Origin of the sequence: Candidatus Nitrospira allomarina (assembly GCF_032050975.1) — a bacterium.
Lineage (GTDB): Bacteria > Nitrospirota > Nitrospiria > Nitrospirales > UBA8639 > Nitrospira_E > Nitrospira_E allomarina.
Genome location: NZ_CP116967.1, coordinates 3,868,327 through 3,891,989, shown reverse-complemented (window position 1 = coordinate 3,891,989; position 23,663 = coordinate 3,868,327). Strand labels below are relative to the sequence as shown.

20 protein-coding genes and 1 tRNA gene are annotated in these 23,663 nt (G+C 48.3%); 15 read left to right on the top strand and 6 right to left on the bottom strand.

The annotated features are described in order from the left end of the window. Positions 1-13 precede the first annotated feature (13 nt). The 9 genes from PP769_RS17180 to thiE all read left to right on the top strand — a co-directional run bounded on the left by PP769_RS17180 (position 14) and on the right by thiE (position 10,197). On the top strand, positions 14-2,095 hold the full coding sequence (locus tag PP769_RS17180) for a S9 family peptidase (RefSeq protein WP_312642456.1): 2,082 nt from the start codon (positions 14-16) through the stop codon (positions 2,093-2,095). A gap of 183 nt (positions 2,096-2,278) precedes the next feature. After that, positions 2,279-2,995, top strand: a complete 717-nt coding sequence (locus PP769_RS17175; protein ID WP_312642454.1) for an FAD-binding oxidoreductase — start codon at positions 2,279-2,281, stop codon at positions 2,993-2,995. Between the two features lie 144 nt (positions 2,996-3,139). Then, positions 3,140-4,312 carry a radical SAM family heme chaperone HemW gene (gene hemW, locus PP769_RS17170; RefSeq protein ID WP_312642452.1) on the top strand — a complete coding sequence of 391 codons (1,173 nt, stop codon included), beginning with the start codon at positions 3,140-3,142 and terminating at the stop codon, positions 4,310-4,312. A gap of 511 nt (positions 4,313-4,823) precedes the next feature. Then, the gene (locus tag PP769_RS17165; protein ID WP_312642450.1) at positions 4,824-6,398 is read left to right on the top strand and encodes a DUF2779 domain-containing protein; all 1,575 of its coding nucleotides are present in this window, start codon (positions 4,824-4,826) and stop codon (positions 6,396-6,398) included. A 148-nt stretch (positions 6,399-6,546) separates the two neighbouring features. Continuing rightward, complete coding sequence (gene aroQ, locus PP769_RS17160) at positions 6,547-6,999, top strand: type II 3-dehydroquinate dehydratase (protein WP_312642448.1); 453 nt, start codon at positions 6,547-6,549, stop codon at positions 6,997-6,999. 39 nt (positions 7,000-7,038) lie between these two features. Further along, positions 7,039-7,599, top strand: coding sequence for an elongation factor P (efp, locus tag PP769_RS17155; protein ID WP_312642446.1), 561 nt, complete (start codon positions 7,039-7,041; stop codon positions 7,597-7,599). A 42-nt stretch (positions 7,600-7,641) separates the two neighbouring features. After that, on the top strand, positions 7,642-8,106 hold the full coding sequence (gene accB, locus PP769_RS17150) for an acetyl-CoA carboxylase biotin carboxyl carrier protein (RefSeq protein ID WP_312642444.1): 465 nt from the start codon (positions 7,642-7,644) through the stop codon (positions 8,104-8,106). Positions 8,107-8,197: 91 nt separating this feature from the next. Further along, complete coding sequence (gene accC / locus PP769_RS17145; protein WP_312642442.1) at positions 8,198-9,547, top strand: acetyl-CoA carboxylase biotin carboxylase subunit; 1,350 nt, start codon at positions 8,198-8,200, stop codon at positions 9,545-9,547. Further along, positions 9,544-10,197 carry a thiamine phosphate synthase gene (gene thiE / locus PP769_RS17140; RefSeq protein ID WP_312642438.1) on the top strand — a complete coding sequence of 218 codons (654 nt, stop codon included), beginning with the start codon at positions 9,544-9,546 and terminating at the stop codon, positions 10,195-10,197. The genes accC and thiE overlap by 4 nt, the downstream gene beginning before the upstream one ends. On the opposite strand, the gene bioD is transcribed toward thiE, so the two are convergent. Together bioD and PP769_RS17130 are read right to left on the bottom strand one after the other, a co-directional pair. After that, positions 10,178-10,924 (bottom strand): dethiobiotin synthase, encoded by a 747-nt coding sequence (bioD, locus tag PP769_RS17135; protein ID WP_312642436.1) that lies wholly within the window; start codon positions 10,922-10,924, stop codon positions 10,178-10,180. The genes thiE and bioD overlap by 20 nt on opposite strands. Positions 10,925-10,954: 30 nt before the next feature. Beyond that, positions 10,955-11,716, bottom strand: a complete 762-nt coding sequence (locus tag PP769_RS17130) for an SDR family NAD(P)-dependent oxidoreductase (protein WP_312642434.1) — start codon at positions 11,714-11,716, stop codon at positions 10,955-10,957. A 280-nt stretch (positions 11,717-11,996) separates the two neighbouring features. Here PP769_RS17130 and PP769_RS17125 point away from each other — a divergent pair, with 280 nt between their 5' ends. After that, complete coding sequence (locus PP769_RS17125; RefSeq protein ID WP_312642432.1) at positions 11,997-12,911, top strand: hypothetical protein; 915 nt, start codon at positions 11,997-11,999, stop codon at positions 12,909-12,911. Here PP769_RS17125 and PP769_RS17120 read toward each other — a convergent pair. From PP769_RS17120 to PP769_RS17110, 3 genes are all read right to left on the bottom strand, one after another. Continuing rightward, positions 12,804-15,794, bottom strand: coding sequence for a proline dehydrogenase family protein (locus tag PP769_RS17120; protein ID WP_312642430.1), 2,991 nt, complete (start codon positions 15,792-15,794; stop codon positions 12,804-12,806). The genes PP769_RS17125 and PP769_RS17120 overlap by 108 nt on opposite strands. A gap of 82 nt (positions 15,795-15,876) precedes the next feature. Continuing rightward, a complete protein-coding gene (locus PP769_RS17115) occupies positions 15,877-17,040 on the bottom strand; it encodes a hypothetical protein (protein WP_312642427.1) in 1,164 nt (387 codons plus the stop codon). A gap of 86 nt (positions 17,041-17,126) precedes the next feature. Further along, on the bottom strand, positions 17,127-17,948 hold the full coding sequence (locus PP769_RS17110) for a dienelactone hydrolase family protein (RefSeq protein WP_312642425.1): 822 nt from the start codon (positions 17,946-17,948) through the stop codon (positions 17,127-17,129). A 542-nt stretch (positions 17,949-18,490) separates the two neighbouring features. On the opposite strand from PP769_RS17110, the gene PP769_RS17105 reads away from it, so the two are divergent. Further along, positions 18,491-18,973, top strand: coding sequence for a hypothetical protein (locus PP769_RS17105; RefSeq protein WP_312642423.1), 483 nt, complete (start codon positions 18,491-18,493; stop codon positions 18,971-18,973). A gap of 39 nt (positions 18,974-19,012) precedes the next feature. On the opposite strand, the gene PP769_RS17100 is transcribed toward PP769_RS17105, so the two are convergent. Further along, on the bottom strand, positions 19,013-19,318 hold the full coding sequence (locus tag PP769_RS17100) for an ATP-dependent Clp protease adaptor ClpS (RefSeq protein WP_312642421.1): 306 nt from the start codon (positions 19,316-19,318) through the stop codon (positions 19,013-19,015). Positions 19,319-19,562: 244 nt separating this feature from the next. Here PP769_RS17100 and PP769_RS17095 point away from each other — a divergent pair, with 244 nt between their 5' ends. From PP769_RS17095 to PP769_RS17080, 4 genes are all read left to right on the top strand, one after another. Further along, positions 19,563-20,585: a GDP-mannose 4,6-dehydratase gene (locus PP769_RS17095; RefSeq protein ID WP_312642419.1), complete on the top strand. Its 1,023-nt coding sequence runs from the start codon at positions 19,563-19,565 to the stop codon at positions 20,583-20,585. Positions 20,586-20,971: 386 nt separating this feature from the next. Then, on the top strand, positions 20,972-22,045 hold the full coding sequence (locus tag PP769_RS17090) for an OmpA family protein (RefSeq protein ID WP_312642417.1): 1,074 nt from the start codon (positions 20,972-20,974) through the stop codon (positions 22,043-22,045). Positions 22,046-22,264: 219 nt separating this feature from the next. Then, positions 22,265-22,353 (top strand) — tRNA-Leu (locus tag PP769_RS17085). 642 nt (positions 22,354-22,995) lie between these two features. After that, complete coding sequence (locus tag PP769_RS17080) at positions 22,996-23,340, top strand: STAS domain-containing protein (protein ID WP_312642415.1); 345 nt, start codon at positions 22,996-22,998, stop codon at positions 23,338-23,340. The last annotated feature ends 323 nt before the right edge of the window (positions 23,341-23,663 follow it).

Below are 23,663 nucleotides of genomic sequence, written 5' to 3'. Positions count from 1 at the left end.
ATAAGGAAAATTCATGACAATGCGTCCCTCCCAGTCCAGTCCCTTGATGCCCACTCCACCCCGTGCTAAACGGGTCCCGCACCGGCTAGAACATCACGGTCACGTCCGAACCGACGAGTATTATTGGCTTAGAGATCGTGAGAATCCTGAAGTCTTGGCCTATTTACAGGCCGAAAATGAGTATGCCGCCACGTTGAGGAGCCATACCAGAGATTTGGAGCAGACCATATTTGAAGAAATTTGTGGCCGCATTCAACCAACGGATTTATCTGTTCCGTTTCGGCTTGGAGATTTTTGGTATTACATTCGATATGAAGAGGGAAAGGAATATGCCCTCTATTGCCGGAAAGAGAAATCCTTAACGAATCCCGAATCCATCATGGTCGATGGCAACGAATTGGCTCGGGGGCATGATTATTTTTCTTTGGGGAATTGGGCGGTAAGTCCCGGCCAAGATATTCTGGCCTATGCCATTGATACCCAAGGGCGGCGTATATTTACTATCGGATTTAAAAATCTGACAACGGGCGAGACAATTGATGAATGCATTTCTTCGGTGACTGGGAATATGGAGTGGGGAAATGACAATCGTACACTTTTTTATGCCAGACAGGACCCTGAAACATTGCGATCAAACCAGATCCTTCGTCATCGTGTGGGAACGAATCCGGAGCTGGACACGTTGGTCTATGAAGAAGCGGATGAGACCTTTTCGGTTTCTATCGAAAAAACAAAATCCAAACGGTACCTGATGATCGGATCGCATCAGTCCATCACGAGTGAGTACCGGTATGTAAATGCGGATCATCCGGAAGGCGAATTTCAAATTTTCCAGGCACGGAAACGCGGACATGAATACGATGTGGATCATCTTGGCGATCATTTCTTTATTCGCACCAATGATGAGGCCAAAAATTTTCGTTTGATGCGGACTGAAACAAATATGACGAATCTCACGCAGTGGCAAGAAGTTATTTCTCACCGCCCGGATGTATTTTTGGAAGGATTCGAGCTGTTTGAGAACTTCCTGGTGCTAGAAGAACGAAGACAGGGACTCATCCACCTTCGAATGATTCGGACTATGGATGGCTCTGAGCATGAATTGGATTTTGGAGAGCCGGCTTACCTGGCCACCTTGGGGGATAATTTGGAAGCCGATACTTCCTATCTACGGTATGGATATACCTCCATGACCACTCCCATGACCATCTATGACTATCACATGGAAACACGGGAAAAAATTCTTCTCAAACAAGAGCCGGTCCTCGGGAATTTTCACATTAGCCACTACCAGACGGAACGTCTTTTTGCTTCAACGCCAGATGGTATCTCCATTCCTATATCCCTGGTCTACCGAAAAGGTTTTGCCCCGAATGGCACGCATCCTCTGTTATTGTATGGCTATGGTTCTTATGGTGCGAGCATGGATGCAAGCTTTAGCTCCCCCCGTCTCAGTTTGCTGGATCGTGGCTTTGTCTATGCGCTAGCCCACATTCGAGGTGGGGAGGAGCTAGGCCGACAATGGTATGAAAACGGTAAGCTCTTATACAAGAAGAATACCTTCACGGATTTTATCGCCTGTGCCGAATTTCTTATTCAACAAGGGTACGCCGCACCTCAAAAATTATTCGCTCTGGGTGGAAGTGCTGGTGGTTTGTTGATGGGGGCAATTATGAATATGCGGCCTGAATTGTTTCATGGTGTGGTGGCCCAGGTTCCTTTTGTAGATGTGGTGACCACGATGTTAGATCCCAATATCCCACTGACGACCGGAGAATATGATGAATGGGGGGATCCCAACCAACAACAGTTTTATGAGTACATGCTTTCCTATTCGCCTTACGATAATCTTCAACCCCGGTCGTATCCTCACCTTTTGGTGACTTCAGGTTTGCACGACTCACAAGTACAATTTTGGGAGCCGACAAAATGGGTGGCGAAAATGCGGGCGCTGAAGACCGATCAACAACGCCTTTTGCTCAGAACTAATATGGATGCAGGTCATAGCGGAGCCTCCGGCCGGTTTAAACGTTATGAGGAAACCGCGATGATCTATGCCTTTTTATTGGATCTCGCCGGTTCCGTTGACCTGTGAGGTCCTCACCGTTTTTGAGAAATCGCATTAACCAGCACAATCCTCTGAAACCCCAGACAGCATTTCCTAAATAAGACAAAACGAGTGTCAGGAGCATCCCAGTGTTGATTTCTCTGCCCTGATGGAGAAAATCTCGATGTGAGGCTCTTGCCAGATGTCACAAGATTCTCTACATTCCTAGGCATGACCCCCAGACGATTTCGGGCCAAGGTTCTTCGCGTTCGGCATTTGACTCAGGATGTTCGAGAATTGATCTTGGAGTTAGTGGATAGCCCGACCTTAGAATTTCTCCCGGGTCAATCAATTGCTGTGACCATCCCTTATGGAGCGTCTGGCCTCTCCTACCTGAGATACTATTCGCTGGCTTCACTTCCCAGTTCCTCTCATCAGCTCGTATTACTCTTTAATGCCGGAGAAAAAGGAAAGGGCGCGACTTTTGCGTTGGAGCATTCGGTTGGTGAAGAACTTGACTGTTCCGGTCCTTTTGGTTCATTTCACCTTCATGAGGACCCTGAACGAGACCTGTTATTTATTGGGACGGGAACCGGCATTGCACCGTTATGGTCTATGTTGTCCAGTCTCTTTGAGCAATCTTGTCCTCAGTCCATGACCTTACTATGGGGACTTCGAAGTGAGTCGGATATCTACTATTTGGACGAGTTGCAAAAGTGGGCCGATTGCTTTAAAAATTTTTCCTTTACCCTGACTCTGTCTCAACCTGGTCATCATTGGAGGGGAAAAAGAGGGCGCGTGACGCATCTGCTCCAGGAGTTTCCGAATGTAGACCATCTGGCGGCGTATGTTTGTGGCAATCGAAAAATGGTTACGGAGGTCACCAGCCTTCTTCAGTGCAAGGGGATGTGTCCTGTCTATCGAGAACGCCATCATGACGGAAAATAGGGTGATGGCTGCCAATATCCATATTTGTCCTTTCACCCTTCCAAGCTGGGGCTTGGGTTCCTTATGGATGCCCGTACTTTAAACTCTAGGCAATGGTTTGGAATTGGTTGAACGATAGATGAAGTCCAAGATGAGATGAGTGTTATGGAACAGAAAAGTGAGCGCTTAGGCGAACCCGATGGGGTTGCGGGCGATCTTGGTATTTATCTGCACGTTCCTTTTTGTAAGAAACGATGTCATTTTTGTGCCTTTTATCTTGTCCTCCATGACCAGCAACGGGTGGATCAATTTCTAGAGGCCATTGAACGAGAGATCGCTCTGTATGCGAGCCAACCCGGAATGCGTGAGCGAACCGTGTCTACGGTCTATTTCGGAGGGGGGACGCCCACAGTCTTACATCCTGGACAGTTGGCAACAATCTTTTCCAGCATCAAATCTGGGTTTTCCCTCTCGGAACAGTGTGAAATTACCGTCGAAGCGACACCGGAATCTCTCACGGATCAGTATGCCGATTTTCTTCAGCAGGCGGGCGTGACCCGTGTGAGTATAGGAGTCCAATCCTTTGATCAACAGGAACGGACAATGTTGGGACTTTCAGGAATCATGGAGGAAGTCATATCCGGCATACAGATAGCGAAACAGGCTGGATTTGCCAATATCAATCTTGACCTCATCTACGGGATCCCTGGCCAAACAGTGCTGTCATGGGAAATGACTCTGACCCAGGCTCTGGAGCTGGATCCTTCTCATTTGTCCTTGTATGCGCTTTCACTTGAAAAAGGGACTCGATTTTACACGGAATTCCGGCGCGGGCTATTTGAAGTGATGGACCCGGATCATGAGGCGGGTTTTCTGCAGCAGGCTGAAACCCAACTGGAGCCACTGCAGTTGTCTCGATACGAACTTTCAAATTGGGCGAAGCCAGGGGGTGCCTGTCAACATAATCTTCGGTATTGGAGAGGATTGGAATATTTGGGATTAGGCCCGAGTGCCCAATCGTATGTCTCAGAAATCCGCTATGGCAATGTGCCCAGTATCGAACAGTATTCGAAGCGCCTGGGGGCCGGGCAGTTGCCCATTGCCAACAGAGAACGGTTGTCACGGGCTCAACAAGATAAAGAACGTATAGTGTTCGGGTTGCGTTTGCTTGAAGGCGTGCCAATTGATTGGATTCAACAGGCATCTCAAGACGAAGTATGGGCAACATCTTTTGAAGCATTGGTGAAAGAGGATTATCTTTTTCAGATGGACACAGGTGTGCAATTAACCCAAAAGGGACGGCGATTCGCTGATACGGTTGGAATGCGGCTATTGTAAAATGGAGTGGAAGAATCGAAATCTGAACTGAGTACTCGAGGTTCTTGAGCAAAAGTGCCTGCTATTAAGGCGTTTTGCTGAGAGGTGCGTAGATGGCGGATTTGGTCGGGTTATAAACAGATTTATGCAGAGATCTTCCACAGCTTTTGTGGATAAAATATCTTCTTGAATTTTTTTAAATCGCCATGAATTGGCCGTTTATTTGTATGTAGGGTTATTGGCAATTTGTGGCAAGAATAATGTTAAAGATGATAAAAAACAAATAGTTATGCCATTGTATGGTGAAATGGAATGCCATAGATCATTTTAGGAGTTTTATATGTTGGGGCTCAAAGGATGGTGTTTTCCACAGGATAATGGGGATAAAGGTAATCTGGTCGGGTTTTTCTGTGAAATGTCCCGGGAGGAATAAATAATAAGGCATGTTGCATGGGATGAAAAAATTGAGCAGTATGCTCTCATCATCGAATCCTGGATGGGTGCAAAAAATGCCTAAAAATGACGTTTTAGAATGGAATATTCAGCATTATTCTGGTGTGCCGTCGTTAATCCCATGAACCCAATTTCTCCTATCCCCCTCATTTCCGGATCAGAAAAATTGGGCCGATCCGTTTCAACACATCGTTTATCCAAAAGCCGCTTTCTTGCGGGCTTGCAATGTGCCAAGCGGTTGTATTTGGAAATCCATTCGCCAGAATTAGCCACACCGCCTACACCGGATCGCCGGGCCATTATGGATATGGGCACCGACGTTGGGGTCGTTGCCCGTCAATGTTTTCCTCATGGCGTTCTGGTTGAACACACACACCGTCAAATTCCTGCAGCGCTCCTTCGCACCAGTGAGCTCGTAAAGGATGAAGGCATCCCGTCCCTATTTGAAGGAGCGTTTGTCTGGCAAGGCATTTTGGTTCGGGTTGACATCTTAGAACGAATTGATGCCACGCGGTGGCGCTTGATTGAAGTGAAGGCGACATCGAAGGTGAAAGCCACGCATCTAGACGATCTGGCCATTCAAGCTGCAGTGCTGGAAGGCGCGGGCATTCAAGTCAGCGGGTGTTTTTTGATGCATCTGAATACTCAGTATTCATTTCTTGGCGGAGACCTGAATTTAGAAGAAATGTTTGTTTTGGAAAATAAGACCGAGGAAGTGGAGGCACGTCGGCCATTGATTCAGGCACAGCTTGAAGATATGTGGATGACATTGGAACAGCCGACGCCACCTGCCGTTGTCCCGGATAGCCATTGCCATCAGCCCTATGAATGCCCCTTTTGGAACCATTGTACGAAAGAGAAGTCTCAGCGTTGGGTGTTTCATCTGCCTGGCAGCTCGAAATTACAAACCCTCCTGCTGGAGGAGGGGATTGAAACCATTGATGAGATTCCCGACCATATTCAGTTGTCTGCAACTCAGCAACGAGTGAAGGATAATGTGGAATGGATCTCACCTCTACTTCGGCCCCGGCTGCAATCCGTCAGGTTTCCGGTTCATCATTTGGATTTTGAGACGTTTATGCCGGCGATCCCGGCCTTTCCCCATACTCGTCCGTATCGTCCGATTCCCTTTCAGTGGTCTAACCATATTGAATATCCTGATGGCACAATCGTTCATCATCATTATCTCTGCACAGATGGCCGGGACCCTCGCGAAGAAGTGGCCTTGAGTCTGTTGGAAAGCGTAGGAGATGCCGGAACCATTTGTGTCTATTCGGAGTATGAACGGTTTTTGCTTTTTGCACTGGGTGATGTGCTGCCTCAACTGAAGCCCGTCCTATCGAAGGTGGTTCGCCGGTTGTGGGATCTTCTTTCGGTCATCCAGGAACATTATTATCATCCGGACTTTCACGGATCCTACTCTATTAAAACCGTCCTGCCAGCTTTGGTGCCTGCCTTGGCTTACGATGATTTAACGATTCAAAATGGGGCGGTGGCTGCGGTCATGTACCAGAAAATGGTCTTTCATGAAACGGATTTAATGGAGCGTGCTCATATTGCCCAAGCCTTACATGAATATTGTGGCCGGGACACCTGGGCAATGGTTGAGCTGAGACGGGTTCTACTCGATCGTACAGGAGGTCGCTTAACTTAGAAAGTGCGTCAAATTCCGTTGACCCCTTCGTCCGTCGCTGCTAGAATTTCACGCATTCCGTCTTTCCCAGACTCCACCAGTCCAACGATGTCTGTGTCCTAGATATTCTGAATCCTCGCCAACGCCATTTATCTATGGAAAATACCTAGTGAATATTTTGGTATTACATGGGCCTAATCTGAATTTACTTGGAACTCGCGAGCCGGATCTCTATGGAACCATCACCTTGGATGAGGTGAATGCGTCACTGAAAAAATTGGGAATGGATTTAGGGGTCTCGGTCGAGAGCCGTCAATCCAATCTGGAAGGGGAATTGGTCACCTGGATCCAGGAGGCCAACACACAATTTGAGGGGTTGGTGTTTAATCCTGCTGCCTATACCCATACCAGTATTGCCCTGCGAGATGCTGTTGTGGGCGTGGGAATTCCTATGGTCGAAGTGCATCTATCGAATATCCATCGCCGGGAAAGTTTTCGTCGGCGGTCCTACCTTGCCCCGGTTTCGCTTGGGCAAATCTCGGGATTTGGACCACAAAGTTATCTGCTTGGACTGAGAGCGTTGGTTGATGCACTTCAGCGGACTATCCCAGCACACCGCTAACATTTCTGTTCACGTTTATTGTATGAGGAGTTTGATGCCGTGATTACGACTGCAGATTTTCGAAATGGGGCTCGCTTGGAACTTGATGGGCAACCCTATTATATTGTGGAATTTCAACATGTAAAACCCGGTAAAGGCGGAGCCTTTGTTCGAACAAAATTGAAGGGCTATAAAACAGGGAATGTTATTGATCGTACATTTCGTTCCGGAGAAAAATTCGACGAACCCAATCTTGAGGAATGCGACATGCAGTTTCTCTATAACGCTGGGGAAGAATATGCGTTTATGGATATTAGTAGTTTTGAGCAGTTTACCTATCTTAAAAACCAATTGGGCGAAAACGTCGATTTGCTCAAAGAAAATACCGTCGTCAAAATTTTACTGTATCATGATGAGCCGATCGCGGTAGAGTTGCCCGTGTTTATGGAGTTAAAAGTCGTGGAAACCGATCCCGGTATCCGGGGAGATACGGCATCCGGTGGGACTAAGTTGGCAACTGTCGAGACCGGGGCCTCGGTAAAAGTTCCTCTCTATCTGGAATCCGGAGAAGTTATTAAAATTGATACGCGGACGCGCACCTATGTAGAACGGGCACGGTAATCCGGAATTCCTGTTCTTCAGATATACACGAAATAGGAGATTATGGCTGATTCATCCAGAAGAGAAATCGAAGACCTTGTCGAAGTGTTAAACCGGTACCACCTGACCGAGTTGGAATTCGAAAAAAAAGGTGTGCGAATACGCATTAGGCGGGATCATGTGCCGGCTTCCTCCCAACAGGTAGACGTATCAAGGACCGTAGAGGCTGGTTCTTTCCAGGACCAACCGGTTCCTCTCCTCTCCTCCGAACCCGCACATTTCTTGACTGTGACCTCGCCCATTGTGGGAACCTTTTATCGTTCCCCCTCTCCTGATACGGATCCCTATGTCGAGGAAGGTGATATCGTCAAAAAAGGGCAGGTGCTCTGTATTGTCGAAGCCATGAAACTGATGAATGAAATTGAGGCAGAAACCGATGGAAAAGTTGTAAAAATTCTCGTAGAAAGCACGACTCCCGTTGAGTTCGGCCAACCACTCTATTTAATTGATCCATTGTCCGGGTCTTGAACTCTGGTTTTTTCTGAAGGGGAATGCGAAAAGTCCGTTTCTCTTGAAGAATAAGATGCTTCCCTCGAGTCTTTTTATCTAAGGATACGACGTGTTTAAAAAAATATTGATTGCCAATCGTGGAGAAATTGCCCTGCGGGTGAATCGAGCGTGCCGGGAGTTGGGCATTCGCACTGTTGCGATCCATTCCGACGTTGATGCCCAATCACTCCATGTCCGTTATGCAGACGAGCATGTATGCGTCGGACCTGCCGAAGGTGGACTGAGCTACCGGAATATCCCGAATGTATTGAGTGCCGCGGAGATTACCGGAGTGGATGCGATTCACCCAGGGTACGGGTTTTTGGCTGAAAATGCGCATTTTGCGGAAGTCTGCGAATCGATTGGGATTACCTTTATTGGGCCCACCTCAGAGCATATTGCCTTACTCAGCGATAAATCAAAAGCCCGGGCCCACATGAAGAAGCGGGGGATCCCTGTATTGCCCGGGAGCGATGGTGAAATTGACGATTCCAAAACGTGCGTCGCTATTGCCAAAAAGCTTGGGTTTCCGGTCATTGTGAAAGCCTCAGCCGGTGGCGGAGGGCGTGGCATGCGGGTGGTCTGGCATGAAGAAGAGTTGACCCAGGCGATCGAGTCCGCCCAATTAGAAGCGCAAACAGCCTTTGGTCACGGGGGCGTGTATCTCGAGCGTTTTTTTGAAGATCCACGACACATTGAATTTCAGATTATGGCGGATAACCATGGGCATGTTGTGCATTTTCATGAACGAGATTGTTCCATACAGCGGCGCTATCAAAAGGTGTTGGAGGAATCCCCCTCTCCAGCGTTGGACGACACGTTGCGACGAAAAATGGGACAGGTTGCTGTCGAAGCCATCAAATCCGTGAAATATCGAAACGCCGGAACTGTTGAATTTCTCATGGATCAAAGTGGAAAGTTTTATTTCATGGAAGTCAATACGCGAATTCAAGTTGAGCATCCGGTCACCGAAATGGTGACGGGAGTTGATCTGATTAAGGAGCAAATTCGCATTGCCGCCGGTGAGGAACTGTCCTACCGACAAAAGGATATTCAATTGACCGGACATGCCATCGAATGCCGAATCAATGCCGAATGTCCGGACCGATTTACCCCTAGCCCCGGACCCATCACAAAATTTTGTCCCCCAGGTGGACCAGGAATACGCGTCGATACGGCCATGGATACAACCGGTATTGTCCATCCCTATTATGACTCGATGATTGCGAAGCTTATTGCTTTTGGGCGAGATCGAAATGAAGCCATAGCTCGAACCAGACGCGCGTTGGATGAATTTGTAATTGACGGAATTAAAACCAGCATTCCTCTCCATCGACGGATTCTTGATCATCCTGATTTCCAGAAGGGTCCAGTGTCGACTCGATTTTTGGACCGGCTTGTTGCTTTACAGTCCCCATGACCGCAGTTCATACTCCGCGCATTTTTCCTCCTGATATTTTTTCACGATTCTATCTCATTGTGGATGACCACTGGGCCTCGAGATGTTCATTGCTGGAGGTCCTTCAACAGGCTGGCGAAGCTGGGGTCAAGTTGGTGCAATATCGCAATAAAACCGGATCGATGAAACAGGCCTATGAAGCGGCCCTTGCCCTTCGAAAGGTGGCGGCAGAAAGGGGCATGACGTTTATTGTGAATGATCGCTGTGATTTGGCGTTAGCTCTCGAGGCCGATGGTGTACACCTTGGTCAGGGCGACCTTCCCCTGCATCTTGCGCGGAAAGTCGTTGGACAGAAAATGTTGATTGGGGTTTCGACACACAGTCCTGAACAGGTGCGATTGGCTACTGAAGAAGGTGCGGATTATTTAGGGTTCGGCCCTATTTTTTCAACGAGAACCAAAGCGAATCATGAGCCGGTCGTTGGTATTCAAGGACTGGCTGGTGTTCGAAGCCTGACCGCTCTTCCCATCATTGCCATTGGTGGGATTGTTCCCGGTTCCGTTCCGGCACTCCAAGGCGCGGGGGCCAATGGCGTGGCGGTGGCTTCGGCCATACTCGATGCGGTTGATCGGCCTAGGGTCCTGGCGCAGTTTATGGCTGAGTTTCAATAATATGCCTGGCCAACCGTTGCATTTCAGGATGCTCGGCTAGGGTTTCCACTCCCATTCGCCAATCCCTCTGCATGGTTTTTTGAAACTCCAAGGGGCCAAATACCGGCACTTCCGACCATTCTTGAATCAGACGAATCGTGGAGGTGCGCTGCTGAATGAACCTCTCGGTTTGAGTTGTAGACAGGGGATCATTCAGGACGATTCCACACGGCTTAATCCCGGCACCCTTCAATGCTTCCAAAGTCAGGAGCATATGGTTCACGCTGCCCAGGCTTGTCCGGCCGACTACGAGAGCGGGAAGATTCAGAGTCGCGATCAGGTCTCGTATGGTGTGCGTTGGTGAGAGTGGAGTAAGTAAGCCTCCAGCCCCTTCCACGAGACACACCGGGTGCTGTTGTCTGAGGAGATGAAAGGCGGTGGCAATACGCGCAAGCTCAATGGTTGTTCCAGTCTCGCGCGCGCAAGTTAACGGTGCAATGGGCTGAGGAAAGGCATAGAGACAGATTGACGCGAAGGGAGGAGGAGGGGAGAGTAGACTTTGAAGACGGACTGTATCGGAAGTTTCTGTCTGTTGGGGATCGATACCGGTTTCGACCGGCTTCATGACACCCACTTGATACCCTTGTTTTTTCAACCCCAGAACCAGAGACGCCGTGATAGTTGTTTTTCCGACCCCGGTGTCGGTCGCGGTTATGAATATGGCGAGATGGTCAGGGTGAGTGCTCATGGTTACGGAAAGGTTGACGAATGGAAAGAATTACCAAGTCCGGCTGTCCAGATTCCATATTTGTCCAGACGTATCAGGCGATAGGGCCATGTGATAGATAGACGTGGCCACATTTTGTAGAGAAGGAGTTCTGTGGAGCGTGTGGTTGCGGAGCTCCATGGCCGCATGCCATCCCGGTTTTGATATGGGTGAGAGGTGCCAGCCTGGGAATACCATATTCACTCGAATATTGAAGGGCCCCCACTCCTTTGCCACTGTGTGCATCAATCCAACCAGTCCTGCCTTAGACGCCGCGTAGGCGGCTTGTCCTGCTACGCCTTGTTCACCAGAAAGAGAGCCTACCAAAATGACGGACCCATTATTTTGTTGTTCAAAGACGGGGGCCATGGCTTTAAGTACGGTATAGGCACCGGTCAGGTTGGTATGAAGAATCCTGGTCCAGTCCTCAGGGGAGGTTTTGACTAGGAGCTTCGAAGGGCCCATCCCCACGGCCCACACCATGACATTCAGAGAATGATGGGATTGGATGAATTCCTGAAGAATAGTCTGAATTTGCGAGCTGTTGGTGACGTCGGCTTGATACAGATAACTTTCCCCTCCGGCCTTCGTGATCACGGCGGCGGTTTCTTTTGCGACAGTTTGATGTTGATGGTAATGAAGACCTACTCTCCAACCCTGGCGTCCGAACACCCTCGCAATGGCTCCACCGATAATTCCGGATCCGCCAAACACCATGACGTTCGAACGGGTACTCACCTTGTCCTCAGGTGTTTGGCAAAAAGGTTCGTTCATATCTGGGCGCCCCCACGTGTCATTCCCGCCACATCATACAAAAAGTGTAGAAGCGAGATGAGGGGGTGGTATTGGACTGACTTGGGATCGTTCTGCATTGATTGCCATTGGGTCTCCTTGGTTTCTAGTACTGCATAGGGAAGAGAAATTGTCAATCATTGCACAGTCTGTCAAGCAAAATTGGGGGTTTTCACGATGAATGCGGCCTGGATAGGTTGATCTTGGTTGATGTCTTGCCGGTTTTAATGATCCTATGGTAGGTTCACATCACTTTCTGCCTATGAAAAATTCATTTACATCGCGTGGAATTTTGTCCACAACTGGAACCTTGGTTGTACTTGGCCTTTCCCTGGTGTTTCTCCCAGGCACGGTCTATTCCGCTGATTCCACGAAAATTGTAATAGATAACAGTCATGAGTATTTTCCTGATCAGGTAGGGAATGAATGGGTGTATCAGGGCACGATGATCGAAGGGGGCATGGTCCAGATTAAGAATGAGAATTCACGGTTTACGAATGTTTCAAAAGTTATAGGGACCGAAATCCTAGAAGGAGTGAAGGTCACCGTTTTCAACGATACCAATCCTGGGAATCAAGGGCCGTCGGATAGTTATTATTTCCGGGATGTTGCAGGGATCCGATATTATGGATCGAAACCCGGCACGACGTTGGAGCGCCAACTGGTGCCCTATCAAATCGTTCGATTTCCCTTAGAGGTACCCAGTTCTTTTGAGCAATTTCACCGGACCGGGTTGGATTTTGGCATGGATGTGGATCGTGATGGAGAAAAAGAAACGGTGGATATTGTGGCAACCGTGTCTGTTCAGGGGCAGGATACTGTGGTCGTACCGGCTGGCATATATCAGGAAGCCATTCGTCTTGAAGCCAAAATGATCATGAAGGTTCACTTGTCTGAGAGCGGGGAGTCGATTCAAGGAACGGATACGATGACAGCCTGGTTTGCTCGAGGAGTGGGATTGCTCAAATACATTGAACGCCAAACCATTCCTTCCATTCGTAGTCAGAATGAACGCATGGTCGAAGTGATTGAGGAATTAGAAAAGGTGACCGTGGCATCTGATGTCGCCTTATTGAGTCGGAGCGAAGCCACGGCGAAGCGTGTTTTCCGTAATCACCTTTTCCACCATGAATTGCTCAAGATACCCGCTTCCTCCGGCCTTCCGGCCGATTCCTGATAACCGATGCCCTCCAAAGGGTTGCCTGCTCACTAATGATCCGGTAATCGGTCGGTTAATATACAAATTCCCTACATCAAATGTGTCACGAGCCAGTTGAATATTGGCAGGACTGCGTGAGAATATCCCTCCAGTCAGGGCATAAGGGGAATCATTGGCTAATTCCAATGCCTCCGAAATTGTGGAAACCTTTAATACAACCATAACCGGGCCGAATATTTCTTCCTGAACGACCGGGTGGGAAGGTGGCAGATTTGCCAGTATCACCGGCCCTTGAAAATACCCAGGTCCCTCGAGTTGGCGATCAAGAATGCAGGTGCCTTCCGTTTTCCCAAGGTCCACAAAGTGCCGAACTCGTTCCAAGGCCCTTCGATCAATAAGCGGTCCCATACGGTTCCCAGGGTGTTCCGGTGGACCAATCGGAATGCTTAAAGCCGCCTGTTTAAGCCTTTCAAGAAATTGGGGAAACACCTCCTTTAAGATAAGAATTCTAGAACAGGCGGAGCATTTTTGTCCTTGGTAGCCTGTTGCACTGGCTAACGCTCCCACCACGGCTTCATCCAAATCGGCCGTTTCATCAACAATAATGGCATTTTTTCCGCCCATTTCGGCAATGACATGTTTGATATGTCTTTGCCCAGCCGACACGTGACTGGCCTCTTGAATAATATTCAATCCGACGGTTTGTGATCCTGTAAAGGCGATGAGGTGGACCTTGGGGTGTTTGACAAGGGCCTGTCCCACGTCAGGTCCACCGGGCAGAAACTGCAAGGCGCCTTCAGGTAACCCTGCTTCCCTGAGCAGCATGAAGAGGTGATACCCCATCATCGGTGAGCGCTCGGATGGTTTAAATAGAACAACATTTCCAGCGACTAAGGCCGCCGAAACAAGACCGGTGGGGATGGCTAACGAAAAATTCCACGGCGAAATCACCACGGCCAACCCTCGTGGTTGGAAAATCCGTTGATTGTGTTCTCCTGGCTCTGTTCCTAGCCGCTCCGGAATGCCCAGACGAATCATTTCCCGTCCATAAAATTCCAGGAAATCGATGGCTTCAGCGACGTCCGCATCGGCTTCCCGCCATGGCTTACCGGTTTCCAATATTTCCCAAGCGGCTAATTCAGACCTGCGTTGTCGCATCAGCTCGGCTGCATGAAATAAAATCCGCGCACGGGTGCGCGAAGGGATTTTTCCCCAGGTGCTCATATGGGCGTGGGCGCGCTGGACAATGGAATCAATTTGTTCAGGAGATAGAGTTGGAAATTTGGCAATAATTTGGTCAGGAAAACTGGGATTAGTCGAGATCAGTTCTGGCCCAAGCCAGGGCATGGGGGTCGGAAGGGGGTAGGAATGGATCTGTCCCAGGAGAGGGGCGATGTGTGCAAGGCCGAGAGAGAAATCTCGTTGTACGTTCTGTTGAGAAAAATCCGAATGTGGTTCGTTGACGAATCTGTCAGGATTGTTTTCATCAAGTAATGTGGCTTCCGACTGAATTTCCAGAGATATCGCCTCCTCTCCATTCCTGTCCCCGTTCGAGGGAGACAATAACAGATGATCAAGTGACTCGGCAGTTTCATATTGGCGTCGAATGAAGCTTTCATTGGAGGTATTTTCCAATAAGCGACGTACGAGATAGGCCATACCAGGGAGAAGTTCCCCAATGGGGGCGTAGACCCTAAGTCGAAATCCTTGTTCCACCACGGCATCACGTAGAGGCTCGGCCATGCCATACAACATCTGATATTCAAACGTTCCCGGCGGGAGATGAAGCGAGTCTCCCATCGCCCGGACCATGGCTAATGTTCGAATATTGTGCGAGCCAAAAGCCGGGCGAATGAAGGCTCGATGTTCCAGAATCCGGTGAGCAAGGTATTCGTAGTTCGCATCGGTGTCCGTTTTCTTTAGATAGACGGGGATGGGCCAACCTTGTTGTTGATAGCGAATAACTTCAGAGTCCCAGTAGGCGCCTTTGACGAGGCGAATACCAAATGGAGTATTTCGCTGTTTTCCCCATGCTAGAAGAGTATCGAACGTGTCGTTACTGTGTTTGAGGTAGGCTTGTATGGCAATGCTTGCATGCGGAAAGTGTTGGTAGGCCGGTTCAGAAAATACACGCATAAAGACCCCAAGAGTGATCGGCTCCAATTCGGCCTGCTCCATGTCAAACGTGAGAGAGGCCGGCAGGGCCTGTGCAAGGTCCAGGATCGAGCGTAGGCGGGGGGCAACGCCTGCATAACTGCCCTCAGGATCAATCGGATCTAATTGCGAATATAAGGCGGAGAGTTTGATGGAAAGATTGATTCTGGGAAGAGAGCCGAGATGATCGGTTTCTAATAGAGGTTGATGATTCCATTGTGGGATGACTTCATGTAATTGGGTCAACGTCTGAAGGCATCGCGTGTGATAATGATCAGCCTCCTCCTCACTGACCGTGGATTCTCCAAGCAAATCAAGCGAACACGCACTTCCTGCATGCCAAAGTTGTGTGAGCGTGGGGATAGCGTGGTTGACGGTTTCCCCTGCCATAAACGTGTAGGCCATTTTCAGAAACTGGCGCCGCAATATCCGTGTGCCCACTTGGGCTGTAAGCGAATTGTTTGAAAACCGACCAAGTGCCCACTTCAGGGGACCGGGGAGAGACGGTAGGTCTTGAAAGTATTCCTTCAGGATACGCACAAATTGTGCGTCCGTCTGAAGGGAGGGAAGGACGTCAATAAAGCGAAACAGCTGCACCTTGAACTGTTCATCACGGGTTCCCCAGTCTAAGAGAAGTGACGTCCACCAGCGGTGATCCCAAAATCCTGGAGTATGGTGGCGAGCATTTTTCGCTAATGTCTGTCCAATACGCCGAATGTCAGATTCTAATGAATCATGGGCGATCATCCTCTTTCCCTCCTAAAGATATTTTACACCTTTTCGGAGAATGCGGAAGAGAGATAAAGGTGAAACGAAACGGGAAGAAAGGCTAGGGTTGGCAGGTTGACAAACGTTTACCCGAAATACTGCCATGAGGGCCGAGGGAGTTTTTGAAGGTGCCTTCAAGATGGGAGTCATTGTTGCTGAGGAGCAAACTATCTTCCTGAACTCCTTGGGGAAAGGTCCATTTGAGATAGACCGTATCCCCGTGAATCTCAATGGCGGATGGGGCAATTTGAGACGGTGAGGATTGGTCAGGGGGCGAAAAGGTGACGGTCATTTTACGATCCCCATGGTTTTGATGGTTATGTACCACCCATCGCCAGGTTCCGCATAGCCGAGTACTGGCAGAATTGGTTTGTTCCTGTTGTTGCCACTGCTGAATTTTTTGCCAGGCCTCCCATGCTTTCCCATACGCCGTGGCCTCCAACTCGCTGGTTTTGGTGAGCAGGCTCATTCTAAACATCGGTAAGAGCCGGATTTCGATGTAGTGTTGGGTATAGGCATCTTGAATGGGAAGGAAGGGGTGGTGCGTATCGGCTGGGTGATTAGATGTTTGCCAATACTCGAGTAATCGATCCTCGATACCTTTTGGGCCGTGCTGTGTAAAAAGGCTTGTCCAGGATTCTGGGCTTTCATCCCAATCCTGATAAGTTTGGTCGTAATATGAAGCAAATTTGGCAAACTCTTCGTCAGGAGGGACGGGGTGGGAAGTCGTCATGTGAGACCAGGCTGATACTTGTCTATAGCCATCAAGTATGAATTTCAAGCCTTGAAGGGTGGAGTGGGTCATGATCCATTGCAGGTGCGCTTCACCCGGAAGGACGTCCGAAAGTGGTGGGATGCCTGTTGTTGGCTTTACAAGGATCTCTCGAAATAATTGCGCCTGGTTGGAGACTGCCAGAAATTTTAAGTAGCTAATAACGGCCTCGATGATCTCTGGTGGCAGGTTCAACTGCGTAGGTCTCGAATGTGAATTCCTGTAAATACGAGAGTCTCTAGCCCCTATGGTGGTTGTGGAATTGAAGAAGGCTAAGGCAGCGTCATCAGAGTCAAGCTGGAGAATTTGTGTACGGTATTCCTTAAGGAAGGACAAGGGGATCCCGGTTGATCCCTGATTGGCAAATGCGGGGGAAAGAGAACTGAAAATAAAAATGTGGGCGCCAATAAGCCAGAGAATCAACCATATAGTTCGATTGCCACGCCAAGCCATGAGATTTCTCAATGTAAGCGTTAGTGCTCGGTAGGGATGAATTGATGAAACGAGTCGGCCATGGTTTTCGAAAATCAAATTGATGCTTATATGGTTTTGTTGATGATCGCATTGATGAAGTCTATTGAGGTCTGCAAGGCTTCTTCCATATCTGATGCCCGGTAGCTAGGAGTGCTACTTTGCCAGAATTCATCAGAAGCTTCAGGATAAGATCGAACTTCGATCTTTTTCCCAGCTTCATTGGCCATTTGGCAAAACTGGTCACGTTCTTCTGCCGAATTGAGATCGCTTTGTCCTGGTGTCTGGAGTAAGAGAGGGCAATACAATCGTTGAGCCAATTGAAGATCGGTTGGCAAAGTCCCAGAGATTGCCACTGCGGCCTGGAGACGACGCCGATGCGCGGCAGTTTTTATTGCCAGGGTTCCCCCCATGCCAAACCCGATCACTGCATGGGCGTTTCGGGTGGTTCTTTCCAATAAGGAATCTTCTGTGAGGTTGGCGTTGAGAAATTCAAAGCTGGCGTTGATATCCTGCAAGGCTTGTTGTTCATTGACTCGCTCCATTAAGGCATTGGCCACTTCAGCATTGGCCGTCACCATCCCGCCCTGTCTCACATACAAATTGGGAACCAAGACGACGTACCCTTGACAGGAGAGGCCTTTCGCTAATTCCTGAATGTGGGACGTGAGTCCATAACGATCATGCAGGAGGACCATAGCCGGTAAGATTTTGTTGGCCTCTTGTGGGGCGAATTGAATGCCCTCCACCTGCGGGCCCTTAGGGGGTCGTGTATCGGCATAGGGATCTACCATGTGGTCTTTGTGCGTTTCAAATATTCCTGTACTATTGAATCGCACAAGGGTATATCCAATTTGTTCAATGTCATAGGGGGTGGTGCGTTGGGTCATCAGAATAGCCTTTGGATAAGAATGAACGAAGCAGCACAAAATGGGAATTTCTTTGAAAATTCAATGGGGAAAGTCAAAACACTATATCGATGGTTTCTTTGGCCTGTCAATCAAGCAGATGTTGATCGGGATAGAAAGGGGTAGGCGAAGGTTCTCTGTAGGTTCGTCTTTAGGGAAACGATTCAATTTGCGAATATTCTCTGATGAGAATGGGCAATCATGTCTAAAGTTTCTCCTTAACATCATGGCCGACTCAGAAATGAGGGGCTCATCTTTTTCGAGAAAGGCCATTAAATTCATTCACGAAAAAGATCAAAGGCTATTCTGCCATGTTTTAATTCTATAACCTGAACTCTTTTTGATGATTTTCCCAAACATCGGTTTGAACAAAATTCACGTGCATTTTTCCTTTTAAAAATTACTTTCTAATGCCTAGAAATGTTCATTAGGGAATATTGCCAATGTCATGTGGTTTAGTGTAAGATGCGGCCTGCAGTGGAATGTCAGAAAGTTTGATTTCGCGAAAAGGAAAGGAGTTGAGCATGGAACGGCGAGTCACTTCCCATACGGAAGAAGAAGAAATGAATCAACGCCGTCGCCTTCTCACGCTTGCACGGAAAGGAGATCAAAAGGCGGTTGAATCGTTATTCGAATTGTATCAAGTTCGTGTTTTTTCAGGTGACGCTTTGAAAAAAAAGAAACTCCCATCGTTCCCTTTGCCCACCCCAACAGGAACCTCAGGGAAAGGCACGGGCAAAGGCGTGAAGAAATTAGGAAAAAATTCTAGAGCTTCTCCAGGAGACATGACGCCTGCCCCCTTACCCCACAATTCAGTGCAAGAGTCAAAAATGAAGTCGGGATTGCCCATCAAGAAAATTGGAAAGGTCAAAGGGGCAAAGCCCACAGACAAGAAGCCCGTACAAACTGCCCCCAAAGTTGGAAAAAATAAAAAATCTGTTCCAGGCGGCAAATCCAAAAAAACATCTGCCTTGTCTGCGAGACCGGCCCGCGTGAAGAAAAAATAACTTGGGAAAGTAGACGATTCTGTCGTGTGGTGTCAGAATTCAGTAGCGAACTTCAACTCGCAAGCCACCCGCTGCCAGCTGCTTTCCAATTACATCAGCGTTTTTTATGTCACCCTGAAAGACAATAGCACTTCCGTGGTGATCAATCTGCCAGGCTAATTCAAAGGCTTTTTTGGGGGTCATCCCGGGAATCACTTGACAAAAAAGACTGACGACTTGTTGGTAGGTATGACAATCACAATTGTAGACAACGACTTCGGCTTCGAAATCTTTTCCGGTTCCTAGGTCGGTAGTTTCTAGGGTTTCGGGATCTTTGACGATCCCACACACAATAGGGTCGAGCATTCTCCATTGTAACAATGGAATAGAGGTCCCTCAAGTGAATATGGGGTTGGTCGTCAATTTGACGAAAGTCTGATCAGGTAAATTAAGTGATCAAGAGTTAGAGATAATCGACCTATGAGTGCCCTTACTTATCAAGCACCACACGGTAGTTGCCGAGAAAAATTACTGCAGAAGTGTATCAATTTGAAAGTCAGCGAGAAGATGTGCCAAATATGAACCCTTTAAGCAACATGAAGGAGTGTCCGTGGGTAAAACGATATTGGTAACCGGTGCTGCGGGATTTATTGGAAGCCATGCAGTGGAAGCATTGGTCAGACGGGGGGATCAAGTAATTGGTCTTGATAATCTCAATGATTACTATGATCCTGTCCGTAAAGAGAAAAACCTTCGAGAGGTAACCGAACATGCTAAAACCGGAAAATGGCCTGGCACGTTTCAGTTTCTTAAAGGAGATATTCGTGATCGAGAGTTGGTTGCCCATCTTTTTTCTGATCATCGTTTTGACGCTGTTGTCCATTTAGCGGCGATGGCGGGTGTTCGGGTGTCAATTGATGATCCTGTGCTGTATTACGATGTCAATGTGATGGGAACGATGGCTTTATTGGATGCGTGTGTGGGACGGATCGGTTCACAGGGCAAACATTCACCTTCTCCAACGTTTGTGTTTGCGTCAACATCTTCGGTGTATGGCAATACCAAGACCATTCCCTTTGTTCCGGAAGATTCCTGTGATAAACCGCTTGCCCCATATGCGGCAAGTAAACGAGCAAGTGAATTGCTAGGGTATACCTATCACCACTTGTATGGTTTGGATTGTACCGTCTTTCGATTTTTTACCGTCTATGGCCCGCGTGGCCGTCCCGATATGATGGCCTATAAAGTCTTAGATAATATATTCACCGGCTGTGAAGTCCCCCTCTATAACAATGGAAACATGCATCGAGATTGGACGTATGTCGAAGATATTGTCAGTGGGCTGGTTGCGGCGGTTGACCGTCCGATGGGGTATGAAATTTTGAATCTTGGACGAGGCGAGCCGGTGCTTCTTGTTGACTTTGTTAAAGGCATTGAACAATTAACAGGGCGCCAGGCACAGCTCGTTCCCGCACCTATGTTAGATGCCGATATCGCCTACACTTTTGCCGATATCTCAAAGACCCGCAGGCTATTGGGATATGACCCGCAAACCTCAGTGCCGGAGGGGGTCGGTAAATTCTGGGTCTGGTATCAATCGGAGATTTTACAGGATCCAAAGTCAAAGCTCTGACCCAGAATTTCTCATTCCAGCGATATTTCTTCTTAAACTTTCAATATATTTCCCTATTCCCCGGTTCCGCCAGACCGGGGAATTACTCTTTCTTTTCTTCTTTCAGATACAGCGAGGAACGGTTTGTTCCCGTTTCATTCATGTTGTTGAGGTGGAACGGATACGTGGTGCTCCCGCTACGGTGCTCAATAAGGCCTTATCCCGTATGTTATGAAGCATCCTTAACTTTCCTGCAAAGCAACCGATAAGGTTTTCACGTGTCTATTGCTGAAGAATGAACAAGATTTAAGCGGATTTTTCCAGAATTATTCCGTATAGGAGGATGAAGGACTAACCTTCCCCATACCTCATGATACCAACAGTCACCATTGCACCAGGAGGATCTCATGTGGGTTTGTCCAAATCGTAGCAACTTAATAGTCGTGGTTATGCTGGGTGTCCTTATGGCTTCGGGCTGTAGTAACCATTCGGTCCGAACTGGGGCCAACTCGGAAGGGGATGGGATGGTTTCAGGTGAAGATGGAAATGCATTCGATCCCAATAGAATTATGAGTCAAGCCAACGGCTCAGTTGAGGGAAGTGGTAAAAATGGTGGATTGGTCAATGGAGTCAGGGCTTCCCAGCATCCAAATGGTGTCTCTCAAGACAGAGTCAATGGGGCAGATCCAAATTCGAATCCAGAAACAATTCGGGGAGCGGAAAGAACAATGGCCCAGGGTGGTTCAAACTATGGGCACCAATACCCCGGTGTGGATGGATCTGGCCCTAATCATGGATCTGTGTCTGGATTTGAAAATGGAAGGGCGTCCAGTCAAAATCCCGATCCAGAAGCTTGGGCAAATGCCTATTTGGGAAACGGCAAGAATAGCCGGGATTTTTATGGTGATCCGTCGAAGTCCGCGGCTCTCAATGATGGCTCTGCCAAAGGAGGAGTGAATCCTGCAACCTGGGCTGAAACTTATAAGAAAGAACATGGCGGTCCTTCTCCGGAATATGTCGATCCTGACTCGAGCATTGCCAATGGCCAGGGCCAGCGAGGGGGAGCCTCAGTGGGAATTGGGAGAACCGATACGAATGGCTCGATATTTGAGTCGAATTTTAGTGGTTCCATGGGGATCCAACATGGCCAGGTGCAGGATATTTATTTTGCCTTCGACAGTTGGAATATTTCTAGCAGCGCCGCCAAGTATCTTGAAGAAGGAGCGCAATGGTTACAAGCGAATCCTGGAAAGGCTTTGACGATTGAGGGTCACTGCGACCAAAGGGGGACACAGGATTATAATCTGGTGCTTGGTCAAAAGCGGGCCGATGCGGCACGGGAGTATTTAGTGAATCTGGGTGTGCAACCGGACCGAATAAAGATTGTTTCATACGGCAAAGAGCGACCATTTTGTCAAAATGACAGTGAGGATTGTTTCCAGGAGAATCGGCGGAATCATATGGTTGTTCGAGTCAATTAAGGATTCGGCATTCATAGGACCCTTCTCAGTGGCCCCGAACAAGAGGATGCGAAACATTCGCATCCTCTTGTTTTTTGAGCTGTACGTCGGGCATCAAACCAAAAGAAAAAAGTGAAATGACTAGGAGATGCATAAGGTTATCCTCTACCGATGTTTCTGCCTGAAAATCTTGCACCGGTTTTTAAGGAGTGGTACAGTCTCGTCGCCAATCTGTGCGATGCCGGAGTGGCGGAATAGGCAGACGCAAGGGACTTAAAATCCCTCGGGCTTACAAGCTCGTACCGGTTCGACCCCGGTCTCCGGCACCAATTGAATCAACAGCTTGAAGGTCAGGCGCGCGGTAGCTGTAGCTGCTGAACCGGGTAAAACCAGCCATCGTCTCATGCCCGAATATGCGCAAGAGGGTCAAATGATGGATCTCCGCCCGTCACCCATCGGTGATGCCTGTATGCGGGAAATCATGAAATCGGAATGCTGGAATGCTAGCATTCTGACAAGCAGTCTTAAATGGCTCTCCGCTGCATGAATTAAATATCCAGCGTTAAAGTTTGTGGTCCGAAATCAGAGTGTTTAGGCTTGAAAGTCATTGGACCCTTGATCCGCTCGCGGCCAATTTTCTCCATCATAAAACCGTTTTTAGTCTTGACCTCTTGTTTGCCGCCAGTCCTGTGCGTGGTGAGAGTTTTCGAGTGCTTGAGCCTGGTTCCGGTTGTCCCCCCTACCAACTCCTTGACCTTTCATTTATCCACGATTGGAAATAGCACGTATCCCCCTTCATTTTTTGTAGTTCCATGAGTTGGTCCTTCTTTGTGTGTAGGTGTTCCAAAAGATCACTGTACCTACCTCTAGTCTTAACGAGTAATTGTTAGGCCCATCCGGAATAGATTGAATATAACTCTACGCATTAAAACTTCCCATTTTGGTGCTCCACAAATTAAGAGGTAGATTATATGCTCCAAGTCTGCGAAAAACTGAATCACCAATCCACCGTCATCATATTTACGGGACGGTTTGATCGACAATCAACCATTGGTATCGGGGACCTGATCCTCGGTACCAAAGACATGAGATGTCAACACATCATCCTGGATTTCATGGGCATCACCGGGATTGACTCGGTGGGTCTCGGGCTCCTGTACCTCTGGTACCATAAACTAAAACCCCAACACATTGGGCTCAGTATTGTGGGGCCTTCTCCTAACGTCCGAGCTGCACTGGAAGGCTGTCACCTTCCTGACTGCGTTCCGGTCTATGCCTCTGAGTACGAGGCGGTCCGACAGGAAATCTACGGTTAGAATGCCTTTGCTTTTTCCTTCAGGCATTGGCCTGATCCTCTGCGCTTTGATCCTCTAATCCGCAGCTCGAGAATTTACGGTAAGCAATCTCTGATTTTGTTTGAGGAAATATGTCGCCGCAGGGCTACCTCAGATAGGGTATGTATCGAATGTCCAGGGTTTTGTCTGTCATGAATCCTCATGGAAAATTTCACAATGGATGCAAGATGTGATAGCCACCGAAGATGAATATTTTCAGGGGGAGTGACGTTTGTGGGAGGTTTTGAGCAGGACAAAGTGCCGCTTCACCTTGGGTCGAAAATGATCGGATTGTATTATTTGCA

What these genes read in the sequence shown, in the direction of transcription:
- PP769_RS17115 (WP_312642427.1), bottom strand. Translation starts at nt 17,040, where the DNA reads ATGGCTTGGCGTGGCAATCGAACTATATGGTTGATTCTCTGGCTTATT.
- hemW (WP_312642452.1), top strand. Translation starts at nt 3,140, where the DNA reads ATGGAACAGAAAAGTGAGCGCTTAGGCGAACCCGATGGGGTTGCGGGC.
- PP769_RS17130 (WP_312642434.1), bottom strand. Translation starts at nt 11,716, where the DNA reads ATGAACGAACCTTTTTGCCAAACACCTGAGGACAAGGTGAGTACCCGT.
- PP769_RS17175 (WP_312642454.1), top strand. Translation starts at nt 2,279, where the DNA reads ATGACCCCCAGACGATTTCGGGCCAAGGTTCTTCGCGTTCGGCATTTG.
- PP769_RS17120 (WP_312642430.1), bottom strand. Translation starts at nt 15,794, where the DNA reads ATGATCGCCCATGATTCATTAGAATCTGACATTCGGCGTATTGGACAG.
- PP769_RS17180 (WP_312642456.1), top strand. Translation starts at nt 14, where the DNA reads ATGACAATGCGTCCCTCCCAGTCCAGTCCCTTGATGCCCACTCCACCC.
- PP769_RS17080 (WP_312642415.1), top strand. Translation starts at nt 22,996, where the DNA reads ATGCTCCAAGTCTGCGAAAAACTGAATCACCAATCCACCGTCATCATA.
- PP769_RS17090 (WP_312642417.1), top strand. Translation starts at nt 20,972, where the DNA reads ATGTGGGTTTGTCCAAATCGTAGCAACTTAATAGTCGTGGTTATGCTG.
- bioD (WP_312642436.1), bottom strand. Translation starts at nt 10,924, where the DNA reads ATGAGCACTCACCCTGACCATCTCGCCATATTCATAACCGCGACCGAC.
- PP769_RS17100 (WP_312642421.1), bottom strand. Translation starts at nt 19,318, where the DNA reads ATGCTCGACCCTATTGTGTGTGGGATCGTCAAAGATCCCGAAACCCTA.
- PP769_RS17165 (WP_312642450.1), top strand. Translation starts at nt 4,824, where the DNA reads ATGGAATATTCAGCATTATTCTGGTGTGCCGTCGTTAATCCCATGAAC.
- PP769_RS17105 (WP_312642423.1), top strand. Translation starts at nt 18,491, where the DNA reads ATGGAACGGCGAGTCACTTCCCATACGGAAGAAGAAGAAATGAATCAA.
- PP769_RS17110 (WP_312642425.1), bottom strand. Translation starts at nt 17,948, where the DNA reads ATGACCCAACGCACCACCCCCTATGACATTGAACAAATTGGATATACC.
- thiE (WP_312642438.1), top strand. Translation starts at nt 9,544, where the DNA reads ATGACCGCAGTTCATACTCCGCGCATTTTTCCTCCTGATATTTTTTCA.
- accB (WP_312642444.1), top strand. Translation starts at nt 7,642, where the DNA reads ATGGCTGATTCATCCAGAAGAGAAATCGAAGACCTTGTCGAAGTGTTA.
- PP769_RS17125 (WP_312642432.1), top strand. Translation starts at nt 11,997, where the DNA reads ATGAAAAATTCATTTACATCGCGTGGAATTTTGTCCACAACTGGAACC.